Annotated in this window: 11 protein-coding genes and 1 pseudogene; 5 read left to right on the forward strand and 7 right to left on the reverse strand. The window is 48.7% G+C overall.

All coding sequences use genetic code 11. The annotated features are described in order from the left end of the window. Positions 1-35 precede the first annotated feature (35 nt). A complete protein-coding gene (rlmF, locus tag ACOQOZ_RS07910) occupies positions 36-1,160 on the reverse strand; it encodes a 23S rRNA (adenine(1618)-N(6))-methyltransferase RlmF (RefSeq protein ID WP_420591734.1) in 1,125 nt (374 codons plus the stop codon). Positions 1,161-1,462: 302 nt separating this feature from the next. Between rlmF and ACOQOZ_RS07915 the strand changes: the two genes are divergently transcribed. Further along, positions 1,463-2,728, forward strand: a complete 1,266-nt coding sequence (locus ACOQOZ_RS07915) for an inorganic phosphate transporter (protein ID WP_420591735.1) — start codon at positions 1,463-1,465, stop codon at positions 2,726-2,728. Between the two features lie 254 nt (positions 2,729-2,982). On the opposite strand, the pseudogene ACOQOZ_RS07920 reads toward ACOQOZ_RS07915, so the two are convergent. The 3 genes and pseudogenes from ACOQOZ_RS07920 to ACOQOZ_RS07930 all read right to left on the reverse strand — a co-directional run bounded on the left by ACOQOZ_RS07920 (position 2,983) and on the right by ACOQOZ_RS07930 (position 5,721). After that, positions 2,983-3,996 (reverse strand): annotated as a pseudogene (locus ACOQOZ_RS07920) (IS110 family transposase). A gap of 134 nt (positions 3,997-4,130) precedes the next feature. Continuing rightward, entirely contained in the window at positions 4,131-4,736 is a 606-nt protein-coding gene (locus tag ACOQOZ_RS07925; RefSeq protein WP_420591736.1) for a Yip1 family protein, read from the reverse strand. Between the two features lie 163 nt (positions 4,737-4,899). Further along, positions 4,900-5,721, reverse strand: coding sequence for a TatD family hydrolase (locus ACOQOZ_RS07930; protein ID WP_420591737.1), 822 nt, complete (start codon positions 5,719-5,721; stop codon positions 4,900-4,902). A gap of 82 nt (positions 5,722-5,803) precedes the next feature. Here ACOQOZ_RS07930 and ACOQOZ_RS07935 point away from each other — a divergent pair, with 82 nt between their 5' ends. Then, a complete protein-coding gene (locus ACOQOZ_RS07935) occupies positions 5,804-6,184 on the forward strand; it encodes a hypothetical protein (protein ID WP_420591738.1) in 381 nt (126 codons plus the stop codon). 1 nt (position 6,185) lies between these two features. Here the strand turns inward: ACOQOZ_RS07935 and msrA are convergent, their stop codons facing one another. Further along, complete coding sequence (gene msrA / locus ACOQOZ_RS07940; RefSeq protein WP_420591739.1) at positions 6,186-6,818, reverse strand: peptide-methionine (S)-S-oxide reductase MsrA; 633 nt, start codon at positions 6,816-6,818, stop codon at positions 6,186-6,188. A gap of 36 nt (positions 6,819-6,854) precedes the next feature. Here msrA and ACOQOZ_RS07945 point away from each other — a divergent pair, with 36 nt between their 5' ends. Next, positions 6,855-7,592, forward strand: coding sequence for an MBL fold metallo-hydrolase (locus tag ACOQOZ_RS07945; RefSeq protein WP_420591740.1), 738 nt, complete (start codon positions 6,855-6,857; stop codon positions 7,590-7,592). Between the two features lie 25 nt (positions 7,593-7,617). Further along, positions 7,618-8,271 carry a class I SAM-dependent methyltransferase gene (locus ACOQOZ_RS07950; protein ID WP_420591741.1) on the forward strand — a complete coding sequence of 218 codons (654 nt, stop codon included), beginning with the start codon at positions 7,618-7,620 and terminating at the stop codon, positions 8,269-8,271. 67 nt (positions 8,272-8,338) lie between these two features. Here the strand turns inward: ACOQOZ_RS07950 and ACOQOZ_RS07955 are convergent, their stop codons facing one another. Then, positions 8,339-10,156, reverse strand: coding sequence for an alkaline phosphatase D family protein (locus ACOQOZ_RS07955; protein ID WP_420591742.1), 1,818 nt, complete (start codon positions 10,154-10,156; stop codon positions 8,339-8,341). A 291-nt stretch (positions 10,157-10,447) separates the two neighbouring features. On the opposite strand from ACOQOZ_RS07955, the gene ACOQOZ_RS07960 reads away from it, so the two are divergent. Continuing rightward, entirely contained in the window at positions 10,448-12,373 is a 1,926-nt protein-coding gene (locus ACOQOZ_RS07960) for a ribonuclease R family protein (protein ID WP_420591743.1), read from the forward strand. Positions 12,374-12,457: 84 nt separating this feature from the next. On the opposite strand, the gene ACOQOZ_RS07965 is transcribed toward ACOQOZ_RS07960, so the two are convergent. Then, positions 12,458-13,210, reverse strand: coding sequence for a TIGR04219 family outer membrane beta-barrel protein (locus ACOQOZ_RS07965; RefSeq protein WP_420591744.1), 753 nt, complete (start codon positions 13,208-13,210; stop codon positions 12,458-12,460). Positions 13,211-13,276 lie beyond the last annotated feature (66 nt).

Consider the following 13,276-nt stretch of genomic DNA (forward strand, 5'->3'; position numbering starts at 1 on the left):
CCGATGGTGCTGTATTTAGAAGGAGCTGTGCGGAATCAGAAACACCAGGCGATAAAACGGCTGATCTTCTGACCCTGCGCCATCTTCACCACTTCGGTTTTTTTCACACCCTGAGCTTTCAGGTATTCCAGCATCAATGGCACATTTTCTTGCTTAGAGATCAGCGAGGTAAACCAGGCAACCTGCTGACCGTATTGCTGGCTTTCCCGTGTCATCCGTTTCAGAAATGCCAACTCACCACCTTCACACCAAAGCTCATTATTCTGGCCACCGAAGTTACGCTGCTTTTCAGCATTCACCTTTGCTTTGCCCCATGGGTCAGAGCGGTCAGCAGGGGCTGCCGGAGCGGCCTCTGGTTGCTGGCGTTTTTGCTGATGGCGCGACAAGTTGCGTTGCTTACGCAGGTTTTCGGCCTGAGCTTCTTCCGCCGACGCATAAAACGGCGGATTACACACAGATAGCGCGAAGCGTTCACCCGGCTGAATCAGATTACGGAAAACAGATCGATCATCCGGTTGCTGACGTACTTCAATCTTGTGCTGTAACGCCGGGTTAGCCGTCAGAATATCGTTGGCGGCACGGATTGCCGTTTCATCAATATCGCTGGCCAGCATATTCCACTGATACTGGCAGGCGCCCAACAATGAATAAATCAGATTGGCGCCGGTACCAATATCCAATACCCGCACTGGTTCTTTATTCAGCTGATATTTATTCAGCAGATCCGCAGCGTAGTGAATGTAGTCGGCACGGCCCGGAATCGGCGGGCATAAATAGCCTGCCGGGATATCCCAGCCTTCAACACCGTAGTGATGCTTCAGCAATGCCTGGTTCAGACAGACGACTGCGCGACTATCGGCAAAATCGATGGTTTGCTCACCACGAGGATTGGTCGTCAGGTATTGCTCCAGTTGCGGCAGCGTCTTTACCAACGCCTCCATATCATAACGACCCTGATGTGGATTACGTGGATGCATGGTTAACGGTTTGCGCGGCTTACTACCCGAGTAAGGGGCAGACTTGTTAGCAGAGCGACGTTCGGATCCGCCCTGCTTTGCAGTACGGACTTTTATGCTGGGTTTCTTTGGCCCGGCATCGCCACTTCGGGATAAGCGTTTATTCGCCAACGGCCGTGACCGGGAATTATCTGAGTTGCTCATCGTTTACATTTCCGCACTGAATTTTGGCGCGAACTTTACCACATTTACGGCCCGGGATTGCAGTGACGCTTCAGCACAAATTGGTGGGGTGAATAAGCTGTTTTTGGCCTGTTAATGGCCTTGAGAGCTATTTACTTTTAGCAATTTTTCTGAGGCTGACCATCTGGTCAGACCAATCGGTGAAACGGATTACAAAAAAGCGTTAATTGAGGGTATTTTTCATGACGAATCACCTAGGAAGGATACATTCGCTGGGGTAGAATTCGCGCCGCTTTTTACTTGCGAATATTCAGGAGTTCATCATGGAACTTATCGCCGACCAGGGGTCGTTGTTTATCATCCTGGCCTGCATCTTTGGTGCATTTATGGCTTGGGGCATTGGCGCGAATGATGTTGCTAATGCAATGGGAACCTCAGTAGGTTCCAAAGCCATCACCATTAAACAAGCGGTGCTGATCGCGATTATCTTTGAGTTCGCCGGTGCATTCTTTGCCGGTGGCGAAGTAACAGCGACTATTCGTAAGGGCATTATCGATCCGTCCTATATTGCCGGAACGCCAGACCTGCTGGTGTTTGGTATGTTGTCGGCTCTGTTGGCAGCAGGCACTTGGCTGCTGATTGCGTCTTATCGCGGTTGGCCGGTATCAACAACCCACTCCATCGTCGGTGCTATTGTTGGTTTTGCTGCCGTAGGTATTTCCATGGATGCTGTTAACTGGGGTAAGGTCGGCAGCATCGCCGCCAGCTGGATTGTTTCCCCGGCCGTAGCAGGCAGTATCTCATTTGTTCTGTACAAGACCGTTCAGCACTGGATTCACGACAGCAAGGATCCTTTTGCTCAGTCTAAGCGCCTGGTGCCTTTTTATATTCTGTTAGTTGGCTTCGTTATTTCGATGGTAACGCTGACCAAAGGTCTGAAGCATTTAGGCCTGAATATTTCTTATCAGGACGCCTTATGGATGGCGGCCCTGTCCGGTGGCGTCATTATGGCCATTGGCACTTTCTTTGTTAGCCGTATCCATGCTGACCCGGAACTCTCTGAAGAAGTGCACTTCGCCAACGTTGAAAAAGTGTTCTCGGTACTGATGATCTTTACTGCCTGCGCCATGGCCTTTGCCCACGGCTCAAACGACGTTGCTAATGCTATTGGCCCGGTTGCTGCGGTTGTCAGCGTGATCGAAAACGGTGGTGAAATTGCCGCTAAGTCAGCATTACCAATCTGGATTCTGCTGGTCGGTGCATTGGGTATCGTGGTTGGCCTGGTCACGTTTGGCCATCGTGTGATTGCAACTGTCGGCAGTGGTATCACTGAATTAACCCCAAGCCGTGGCTTCGCTGCCACACTGGCTGCTGCAACCACCGTCGTTGTAGCGTCAGGTACCGGCTTACCGATTTCCACCACTCACGTATTGGTTGGTGCCATTTTAGGCGTTGGTCTGGCAATGGGAGCAGACTCTCTGAATATGCGTAAGATCGGTTCTATTTTTGTTTCCTGGATTGTTACGCTACCTGCCGGTGCAGCATTAGCGGTAACCTTCTTCTTTACCTTCCGCGCTATCTGGGGCTGATCCACAGTCATCAAACGCGTACAAAAATGTATGGCTCCCCTCGTCGTTGCAAGTACTTTTCGACGACGAGATGGTTTTGCGCTAATGTATTCGGAGTCGTGGTGGGAATTCTACTTCCCGCTCCTCGATGAGCATCCGCGCCAGATAGCCCTAAAAAGCCCACAGCGTTCTACGCTGTTTTTTGTGACGGGGTTTTATCTGGCCGGTTCAACCGTTTTCATCATCATTAACTACCTGCAAACCCGATAATCACACTAACTAACAAATACTTGCTTGCGGCTGAGCACTGCCCAGGCTATCCGTGCAAGTTTGTTCGCCAGTGCGACACAAACCACATTAAACGGTTTGGTTTTCTTTAATTCCTTCAGCCAGGAGCTGAATGGACTTTTCTCTTCATCCCATTTCGACAGCACCGACCTGGCTCCATGGACAAATAAACATCGAAGTTGTTTATTGCCTCGTTTGCTAATCCCCAACAGATTTTGTTTTCCACCAGTGGCGTATTGCTTCGGTACAAGCCCAAGCCAGGCGGCCAGGTGACGACCGTTCTTAAACTGTGTTCCATCTCCAATACGCATAATTAATTGACTGGCCGTCATATCACCCACACCAGGAATTGTTTTCACCAACTGACAAAGTTCATCCTATTCAACCCATTGTTTTATCTTTTTATCCTGCTCAGAAATGCGTTCATTCAGATATAGATAGTGATCATGTGCGGATTGCAGTTCAGCCATTAAGGCAGTTGGTAAGGTGATATGCTTTTACTTAGCCAGCCAGAAAAACAGCGTCTTAATGGTGGGATGACCTTTAGGGAGCGATAGTCCAAACTCCAGCAAAATGGCACCAATACGGGACATCAGGGCGGTACGCTCTTTGATATAACCTTCTCTCAAACGATGGCAGGCAGACAGAGTCTGGGCTGTCTCTGTTTTTACCGGAACAAAGCGCATGTGTGGTCGGGAGCAGGCTTCTGCAATCGCTTGCGCATCAATAAAATCGGTTTTGTTTCCTTGAACATATGGCTTTACGTACTTTGGTGGAATCAGACGAACCTGATGGCCGTATGACTGACACACTCTGGCTAACCAATGAGCGCCACCGCAAGCTTCAAAAGCAATCAGGCAAGGCGTTGACTGAACCAGATATTCGAGGAGTTTGGTACGGGTAAGTTTTTTCTGAACGATGATGTCTTCATGGTCATTGCGACCAATCAGGTGGAAATAGGTCTTGCCTAAATCGATACCGAGGATTTTGATCGTAGACATGAGATGGCCCTCTTCGTAAGAAATCCCAATTCAGAATACTCTGAAATGAGGGGAGCCATCTCATTAAGCCCGGTTCGTAGCCGGGCTTTTTTATGTCTGAAAGATTGTCGGTCCGATGTTTATAACCAGTTAAGTCAACCGATAAACTGCGGACCTAAGCCCATTCCCCACATCACTACCGTGATCGCCATACAGCCAACCAGGGCACATAAACCAACAGTGAGCATCGCGCTGGCAAAAATAAAGCCGCGCTCTTCCGGGATATCCATAAAAATCGGAATACCGCTATACAGTAAATAGACGGTGTAACCAACCGCTCCCAGCACCACAAAAACATCCAGCCAAAGAATCGGCACCAGACCGATAAAGCCAGACAAAAACAATGGAATAGAAGTGTAAATGGTAAAGATCAGACAGCGTTCAAAACTCGCGGTGACGCCAAACGTTCGCTCCATCCAGAACATGCAATAAGAGACAAATGCCAGACCAAACAGCAACGCAAAATAGAATCCAACCGCAATCGGTATTGCGCTTTCGACGCTGAGCTTCACCACGTCGCCACCGGCAATACTCCACCCCATTTGAGTAGTACCGATAAACAACGACACCGGTGGGATTAATGCCAGAATCAGAGCATAACGAGCGAAAACCTGAACAAGACTGGGCGCGCCTTCCTTACGGATTGCATCCCACTCTTCCCGTGGATGGTAGAGCAGTCCGAACATATGATGAGCAAACATAGCAGGTTACCTCTGCAGTGGGCTTGCATTTCAAGCTATACAGTCGTCTGCCGTTGTACAAGTATTTGAAAAAACCTGATCTAAAAAACCAGATGCTCAGCTCCGCTTTCTATAAAAACAGCGGGAACTTTTTATCAGATAAGATTTTAAGAGCTAAACGCTCTTAAAATTGAATGGTGGGTAAAACAGTATTTAAATTACGTTTGAATTGCTGAGACAGAGCCTCTGCCGATTCCTGACGTAATGCCGCTAACAGATAGCCATATAGCGGAATCATCTCCGGGGTGTTGGTTTTTCCCGCGAGAAATGCCGGTGACATATCCGGCGCATCGGTTTCCAGCAACCAAGCGGACGACGGCAACTGCTGCAGTGTTCGGCGCAGTTTCTTCGCTCTAGGAAAGGTCATCGCACCACCTATTCCCAGCTTAAAACCCGTATCCAGCCAACGCCTTCCTTGTTGCACACTGCCTGAAAACGCGTGAACAATTCCACCGCTGCTAAAGCCCTGTTGTTTCAGATAACTCGATGCTTCGTCATGGGCACCACGAATATGCAGGATGAGAGGTAACTTTAAAGATTGAGCAATGGCTACCTGATCGGTAAAAAACTGCCATTGGCGCTTGCTCTCAACTTCCGGATCCACCGCTTGCTGCTGCAGGGTTTTATCGATGCCAATTTCTCCCACCGCAACGGCAGCAGACTGCTTCAGCTCGGACTCCAGGCCATTCAGGTCAGCGAAATCAGCCTGGCTAAGAAAATACGGGTGAATTCCCTGAGCAAAATACCAATCGGGCTGACAGAAACCCGCCAACGCTTGGCTTTGCGCCAATGTAATCCCGGGAATCAACATACCACGCACCCCTGCGTGCCGGGCACGTTGCCAAAGCTCTTTACGTTCGTCATCAAACTGGCGGAAATCAAAATGACAGTGACTGTCGAACCAGGATATTGAAGATTTCTCCATTCCTTCAGCTGAATCTGGCATAAATTTCACTCGGCATACTGGCGAACCAAAGGTAGTCTGCTAATTAATTAAGAGTTGTGTATTTTTCAGGAACAAGCTTGCCATGGAACTGGATGCAAAAGAACTGCGGGAAACGGTGATTCGTCCAACCTTAAAATATCTGGGTAAAGACTCAGATGCCACAGAAAACATCCTGCTGGCGCTGGCGCAAATCGGACAACAAAATGGCAGTCATCAGGAAAAAAGTTTTGGCATATTTCAGATTGACGCCGCACTTCACCAAAAAGTCTGGAACCAGTACCTCGCATTTGATCCGGATTTAGCCAGCCGCATTCGTGGGCTGGCGTCACAACGCGAGTTTCTTAATAACCCGCACATCGAACTGACCACCAACCTGTCTTACGCCTGCGCCATCGCCTGGGCTATTCATCTGGCTTTTCCCCAGGTCAAACAGCACAGCCGCGCCAATACCACCACCAGCTGAGTTAGTCGTAACTGATGTTGCAACCGCCTAAACCGCAATAGCCATTGGGATTCTTGGCCAGATACTGCTGGTGATACGTTTCCGCAAGATAATAAGGCACACCTTGCAGAATCTCAGTAGTGATTTGGTCCGGTTTACCCGCAGCAACGAGCTTTTGCTGATAACGTAGCAACGAGCGCTCGGCCAGCTCGATATCGCGATCCTTCTGCAGATAAATTCCCGATCGATATTGGGTGCCCACATCGTTCCCCTGGCGCATTCCCTGCGTAGGATCGTGGCTTTCCCAAAATACTTTCAGCATGGCTTCCAGACTGGTTTGTTGCGGGTCATACCAGATTCTTACCAGTTCATTATGACCGGTATTACCGCTACAGACTTCCTGATAGGTTGGATTGGGCGTGTGCCCGGCCCCGTAGCCAACAGACGTAGCCACAACACCATCGGCTTGCCAGAAGCGGCGCTCTGCCCCCCAGAAACAGCCCATACCAACAATCAACTCTTCCAGATCGTCTGGACAATCACCAACAAAGTTTTCGCCGTTCACAAAATGAATTGGATCCACTTCCAACGGTTCTGGTCGCCCGGGAAGAGCCTCCTCCGCAGAAGGGATGGACATTAATTTTGGACGCCACATAATGCAGACCTCTCTGAATATCGGAACCTGTTGTATATGACCGCAAAAACGGCGCAATATTCGCTGAATTTTCATGGTTGTGGAAGTGGTGGCCAGCTGGCCGTTGGTAGCTCAGCAGCAACACTCGAGCTCAATAGCCAACCGCAGTTATTAATTGATTGCGGCCCGGGCACAGTGCACAGTTTTCAGCAACGCTATCAACAATTGCCCGAAGCCATTTTTATCAGCCATTGCCATCTCGATCATATCACTGATCTGGAGATATTAACGGTTCGGGCAAAACTGAGCCAGAGTTCGCCAATTAAACTGTTTGTGCCACTCAGTATCATCAGCACATTACACCAACGGTTGGCGACCTATCCGGAACTTGGCAGTATGGCGGAAGGTCAACACAACTTCTGGCAATCTTTTCAGCTGATTCCGGTCACGGATGAATTCTACTGGCGGGGTTGTCACTACCGCTTGTATCCGACTCGCCACCATACTCCGAACTCAAGCTTTGCACTGCATTTGCCGGGGCGCTTTTTCTACAGCGGCGATACCCGACCGATTCCGGAAATTCTGCACCATAAAATAACCGGCCAGGAACGGATTTTTCATGACTGTGGTGTTGAGCCGAACCCATCCCACACAGGCCTGGCAGACCTGGCGGAATACCAGCCAGAAATTCGTCAGCGACTGGTGTTGTACCATTATGCTGATCAGCTTGCTGCTGAAGCGTTAAAAGCAGCGGGCTATCAGGTGGCTGAACCCGACTGCGCTGTTTTGTTGTAATTTTCTGCCTGATAACGATGACCTTATGACATCCTTACAATCTTCTTTAGATGCCCTGATTAAAAACATGCTGGCCGACGCCAGCGTCACTGTTCAGACATTACCCCAATGCCAGCAAATAAAGCTTTGGCTGGTTGAGCCTGAAGCAATGCGCCGGCCTTTTTCTCAGGATGAGATTTTGTCGATTCAGAGTTACCCGGCCTATTGGGCATTTTGCTGGGCCAGCGGCCAGGTACTGGCGCGGGAAATTTTAGCCAATCCACATTGGGTAGAAGGTAAAAAGGTGATGGATTTTGGCGCTGGATCTGGCGTCGTCGCCATCGCCTGTGTGATGGCTGGGGCAAAGGAAGTGATTGCCTGTGATATCGACCCGGACGCGTTATTGTCTTGTCAGGCGAATGGTCAGCTCAACAATACGGAGTACCGTCTGCACGGCGATTTATTCGAATTTGATGAACCCCTCGACTTATTAATTGCGGCAGATGTTTTATACGACAAAGCGAATTTGCCATTACTGGAAATATTTCGCCAAAAAGCGGATGAAGTATTGGTAGCCGACTCGCGGGTAAAAAATTTCGACTTCCCGCCGTATCAGAAAATCGGCCGTGAAGAATCTTTTACGGTTCCCGACCTGGATGAGCTGGATGAGTTTCGCTGGGTAAATCTATATAAAGCCTGAAGCAGACTCAGATTTCAGCAAGACATAAAAAAACCCGCCGAAGCGGGTTTTTTTATGTTCAGGATTATCAGGCAGGAAGTAATTTACGATTACCTTCGCCCGCTTTCACCTTCATTTTCTTCACGCCGATAACGTTGTAGTCAGCTTCTTTAATGGTATCAACAAAGCGCCATTCACAAGTGGCTTCTTCTTTACCGAATTCCACCACCATGTAGCCACGATCACCGGCATTGATATATTGCAGGTCATCAACCAGCGCAGTGATTGCACCTTCAAATTGAGCTTTCTTAACCGGATCTGTGCCGAAACCCGCATAAGTTTCAAAGCCCGGAGAAGTGACAGAAGCTGTCGCAAATTCAACACCGACCGACTTACGACGATCCACATTGTTATCAGCATCAAAAGGATACAGGTTGCTTGCCCAGGCGTTGTGAGTGTCACCAGCCAGCACAACCAGGTTCTTGTTACGGCCAACTAAGCCTGCTGCATCCGGCTTACCAACATCGCTTGGAGCCATACGCTGTAAAATTTCTTCACGCGCAGGTGGGTAGCCGTCCCAGGCGTCGAGGTTATATGGCAGCTGCGTAGTTAAACGCGCATTGGTTGGATCGGTTGTCTTTAATCCAACCAGTTGTACCAGCGAGGTATTAATCTGAGTTTGCAGCGTAGCAACTAACGTCTGGTTAGGAGTTGGTTTCTCCAGCTCAGCTTGCAGCTGACCCAGAGCAGCTAACAGCTCCGCCGGAATCAGAATACGGCCCATCAGAACCTGCTGTCCCAATACCTGCCATACAGCACCCGACTCAAATGTGTTTTTAACAACACGATCCTGCTGCTCTTTACCCAGCAAAGTACGGTCTGTTTTGCCCAGCTCAGCAACCAACTTACCAGCGTCTGCCGGCAGGTTGAAATCAGAGTACGACAGTGGCTTATCACGGGCCACCATACGAGTGTCCAGCATATGCAGGCTTAACAGGTTACCAAAGTCGAACGAACGATCGATTTTTGCTGCATCACTGCCGGTACGAATTGGCAGCCACTCGTGGTAGGCCTGAATCGCCGCAGCACGACGGTCCGCAAAAGTACCTTCTTCGCCTTCGGTGTGGTTTTCTGCACCGTCTTTATAGGTATCGTTTGCTAATTCGTGATCATCCCAGACACAGATAAAAGGCGTAGATTTGTGAAGTTCCTGCAGATCTGCATCACGACGATACTGGTTGTAACGTGCACGATAATCTTCAAGTTTCACAATCTCCTCAACCGGATCAGGCTGACGACCTTCTGCGTATTCAGTCGGATACTGACCGGATTTATATTCGTAGATATAGTCGCCCAGGTGAACAACAACATCAGCGTTTGCGTTAACCATGTCTTTATAAACATTAAAGCGACCAAAAGCGAAATTGGCACAAGAACAAACCGCCATCTTCACTGCAGAGACATCACCTACCGGCAGAGTTTTGGTTTTACCAACAACCGATTTGGTATTGCCGCTGCCTTCAAACTGGTAGTAATACGTCGTGTTTGCGTCCAGACCCGTCACATCCACCTTGATGGTGTAATCTTTGTTGGCATCGGTATCGACACGACCACTTTTTACAACATTACGCATGGCCTCATCGGTTGCCACACGCCACTCTGCGGTCGCAACAGTTCCAGCATTCTTATCCGGAGTGATACGGGTCCAGATAATCACGCGATCTGATAATGGATCACCTGAAGCAACACCGTGACCAAAAACAAATACCGTCAGGTCTTTTTTGTTGTCGTCTTTGTCATCATCGCCAATACAGCCGGTTAACGCTGCAGGAACAGAAGCTGCACCGGCGCCTGCTGCCACAGACTTCATAAAGTTGCGGCGGCTAATTTGATTTTTTGTGGTCATGAAGGAAACCTTATGGACTTATCTTGTAATTATTGCTTTTTAGTTATGTATCATCAGCGAGCGTCCGCTGATGCACCAAGCTTATAGCTTAGTCAGGAAAGCTACTTTTTCAGACATTTGTATTACAAACAACAAAAATCCGTGTAACGTTTTGTTATTGTAGCAATTTCGGTCTTATCCCGCCTAATATTCCAACGCAGCTATTTACACTTCGCTGTTATCCGCTGGCCTCAATCAGCCTTTTTCCGTAAACTGGCGGCCTTTTCAAATTTCAATTTGGTTGCCCTGCGGATGCTCGATAAAAACGCCCTTACCCAGCTTAAAAGCCTGAAAAAAGAGATACACGACAGCACTCCCCGACATGAAGGCCGAGTGCGGGCAACCGCCGGTCGCTTTGGTTTCGTCAATACGGAAGACAAACAACAGTTCTTCCTGTCACCGGACGAAATGGAAAAAGTATTACCCGGTGACCAGGTTGCTTTCCGTGTAGAGGCCGCAGGTGAAGGCAAACAGCAGGCAATCGTTGAAAAAGTACTGAGCAGCGACGTTAATGGCTTCTTTGGCACTTACGTTGTCCGCGGCAAGGGCCACTTTATTGAACCGGATGATGATCTGCTGAATCGCTGGATTTTTGTGCCACCGGCAAAACGAATGAAAGCCCAAGAAGGTGATCTGGTGCGTGCTCATATCAGTCAGCACCCTTACCCGAATGGCCGCGCACAGGCGCATATCGATGAAATCATCGGCAAGCCTGACGAAGCACATATCGAACATGACTTTATTCTGGCGAAATACGCCATTCCGTCTGGCTTCTCTGACGAAGTGAACCAGCAGGTTGCCGAGCTGGTTGAAAAAGGCCTGGATGAAGAACTCAACAACCGCACCGATCTGACACATCTGCCGTTTGTAACCATCGATTCAGCCGGTACTCGCGATATCGATGATGCATTATACGCTGAGGCACACAGCCAGGGCTGGTCCTTATGGATCGCTATTGCCGACCCGGCGGCTCTGATCAGTGCTAACAGTGCATTGGATAAAACCGCGGCATTAAGCGCCACATCATCGTATTTTCCTGATCGCATGCTGCCAATGTTACCGGCCGAGCTATCTGAGCAACTGTGTTCGTTGCAGGAAAATGAGCTGCGCCTGGCCATGGTGGTTGAGTTAAAAGTGGCCGAAGATGGCAGCATCGAAAGCACTAATATTCACAACGCGAAAATCCGCAGCCAGGCGAAATTAAGCTACACCCAAGTCGCGCAGCTAATAAACGGTGAAGACAACGAAATTCCGGCTGAGTTACACGGCCACATTATTCACCTGCACAATTGCTCCCAGGCATTGTCATCCTTCCGTGAACAAAACTGCCTGATTATGGAAGAACGACCGGATTATAAAATCATCACCGACGAGCAAGGCAAAGCTAAAGAAATTGTGAAGCTTGAGCGCAATCAGGCACATCGCTTGGTTGAAGAATGCATGCTGGCGTGTAACCGCTCTATTGCCAGCTGGTTGGCTGAAAAAGAAAGTGGCTTCTTCATCAATCACAATGGCGTACGTACGGAACGTATCGGCGAAGTGGTTGCATTAATTCGAGAACAACTGGAACTGGAACGTAAGCCAAAAATTCAAACCTTGGCTGAGTTTGTTGAATGGGTACAAAAAGCTGAACAATCGGATTCAACACTGCCGTTGCGTACCATTATCAGCCGCCAACTGGAGCGCAGCAATCTGAGCCTAGAAGCCGGTGCGCATTTTGGTCTGGGCTTTGAACACTACACAACGTTCAGCTCTCCCCTGCGTAAATACAACGATCTGTTGCTGCATCGCCTGATCAAAGAATTACTGAATGGTGAAGCATTACAGTTGCCGACTGAAGAGCAGTTAGCAGACATCCAGCAACGCCAGACCACCAGCCGTAACGCCGCCTGGCAAACCGAAAGCTGGTTAAAACTGAACTGGTTAGCACAACAGGAAAAAGACGCTCAATACGACGCCAGCATCGTACATATGAATTCTCAGAATTTTACCGTGCGCCTGGAAGACAGCGGTATTGAAGGTACGATTGATCGCCGTAAAGCCAAAGACTGGACATTTGATACCAAAACGCTGAGTCATTACAAAGGTGACGAACGTTTTATTCTGAATCAGGTAGTACGGGTCAGTGTTGCTGAAATTAAAACCGGCAGCCGTACGGTTCGCTTTACGCTGGTTTAAAACGCTGCAAATAGCTCAACATTAAAAAAGGGCTGCTTTCGTGAGAAAGCAGCCCTTTTTTGTAACTCTTCGGGTTCCGATAAATCAGAAACCTACTGAGAAATTAGCACCGAAGTAAGCGCCTTTAATTTCAACGTCGGTATCGATATCAGCCAGATCTTCATCGGTTTCCAGTTTAATCGAGCGATAACCGGCTTCTAAACCCAGATCAACAATCGGAATTGGCAGGTCGTAACCAATACCTGCAGACATGTCCTGCAGTTTGTTATCACCGTAACCGATGTAGTTCACGTCTGCGTGACCATAAATACCGAATGGTGTGCCGATTTGTACTTCACCGTACAGCAGTGGCATAACGAAATCTAAATCAACACCTTTACGTACACCAGTTTGCTGACCACGTACTTCAGCAGTACCGTCGAACTGACGAGCTGTCAGACCAAAGTTAATATCAATAAATGGCAGTGGCAGCGGTAAACCCCACACCAGCGTTAAATCTTTATGACTCAGATCCAGAGTGCTTTTCGCTTTCTCGTTAAAGTTCTGATCAAGGAAGTTAACGTTAATATTACCATCACCAGAAATATCCAGATTGGTTTGCTTTAAACGGATATTCGGGATAAATGGCAGTGGGTGCTCAAAATAAACCGCCAGCTGTTGGCCATTTTCTGAGTCCAGATTCAGGCCGTCTTCTTCAACAGATACGCCTTTGTCCAGCTGGCCGGTAGGCTCGGCATTCCAGATGCTGGCTTTAGCGCCCACAGTAAAAAGTAAGTCGGCTTGTGCAGCCATTGGAGTCATTGCCGCCAGAATTGCCGCAATCGCAGTCTTCTTCATGATGTGTTCCTGTATTTTTTAAGTCCAATAGACCGGATAGATTCACCTCAATGTTGTTCACTGTCG

Origin of the sequence: Bacterioplanoides sp., from assembly GCF_965219715.1 — a bacterium.
Lineage (GTDB): Bacteria > Pseudomonadota > Gammaproteobacteria > Pseudomonadales > Oceanobacteraceae > Bacterioplanoides.

Bases quoted from the DNA above. Each gene is read 5' to 3' on its own strand.
- rlmF (WP_420591734.1), bottom strand. From the start codon at position 1,160: ATGAGCAACTCAGATAATTCCCGGTCACGGCCGTTGGCGAATAAACGC.
- ACOQOZ_RS07915 (WP_420591735.1), top strand. From the start codon at position 1,463: ATGGAACTTATCGCCGACCAGGGGTCGTTGTTTATCATCCTGGCCTGC.
- ACOQOZ_RS07925 (WP_420591736.1), bottom strand. From the start codon at position 4,736: ATGTTTGCTCATCATATGTTCGGACTGCTCTACCATCCACGGGAAGAG.
- ACOQOZ_RS07930 (WP_420591737.1), bottom strand. From the start codon at position 5,721: ATGCCAGATTCAGCTGAAGGAATGGAGAAATCTTCAATATCCTGGTTC.
- ACOQOZ_RS07935 (WP_420591738.1), top strand. From the start codon at position 5,804: ATGGAACTGGATGCAAAAGAACTGCGGGAAACGGTGATTCGTCCAACC.
- msrA (WP_420591739.1), bottom strand. From the start codon at position 6,818: ATGTGGCGTCCAAAATTAATGTCCATCCCTTCTGCGGAGGAGGCTCTT.
- ACOQOZ_RS07945 (WP_420591740.1), top strand. From the start codon at position 6,855: ATGACCGCAAAAACGGCGCAATATTCGCTGAATTTTCATGGTTGTGGA.
- ACOQOZ_RS07950 (WP_420591741.1), top strand. From the start codon at position 7,618: ATGACATCCTTACAATCTTCTTTAGATGCCCTGATTAAAAACATGCTG.
- ACOQOZ_RS07955 (WP_420591742.1), bottom strand. From the start codon at position 10,156: ATGACCACAAAAAATCAAATTAGCCGCCGCAACTTTATGAAGTCTGTG.
- ACOQOZ_RS07960 (WP_420591743.1), top strand. From the start codon at position 10,448: ATGCTCGATAAAAACGCCCTTACCCAGCTTAAAAGCCTGAAAAAAGAG.
- ACOQOZ_RS07965 (WP_420591744.1), bottom strand. From the start codon at position 13,210: ATGAAGAAGACTGCGATTGCGGCAATTCTGGCGGCAATGACTCCAATG.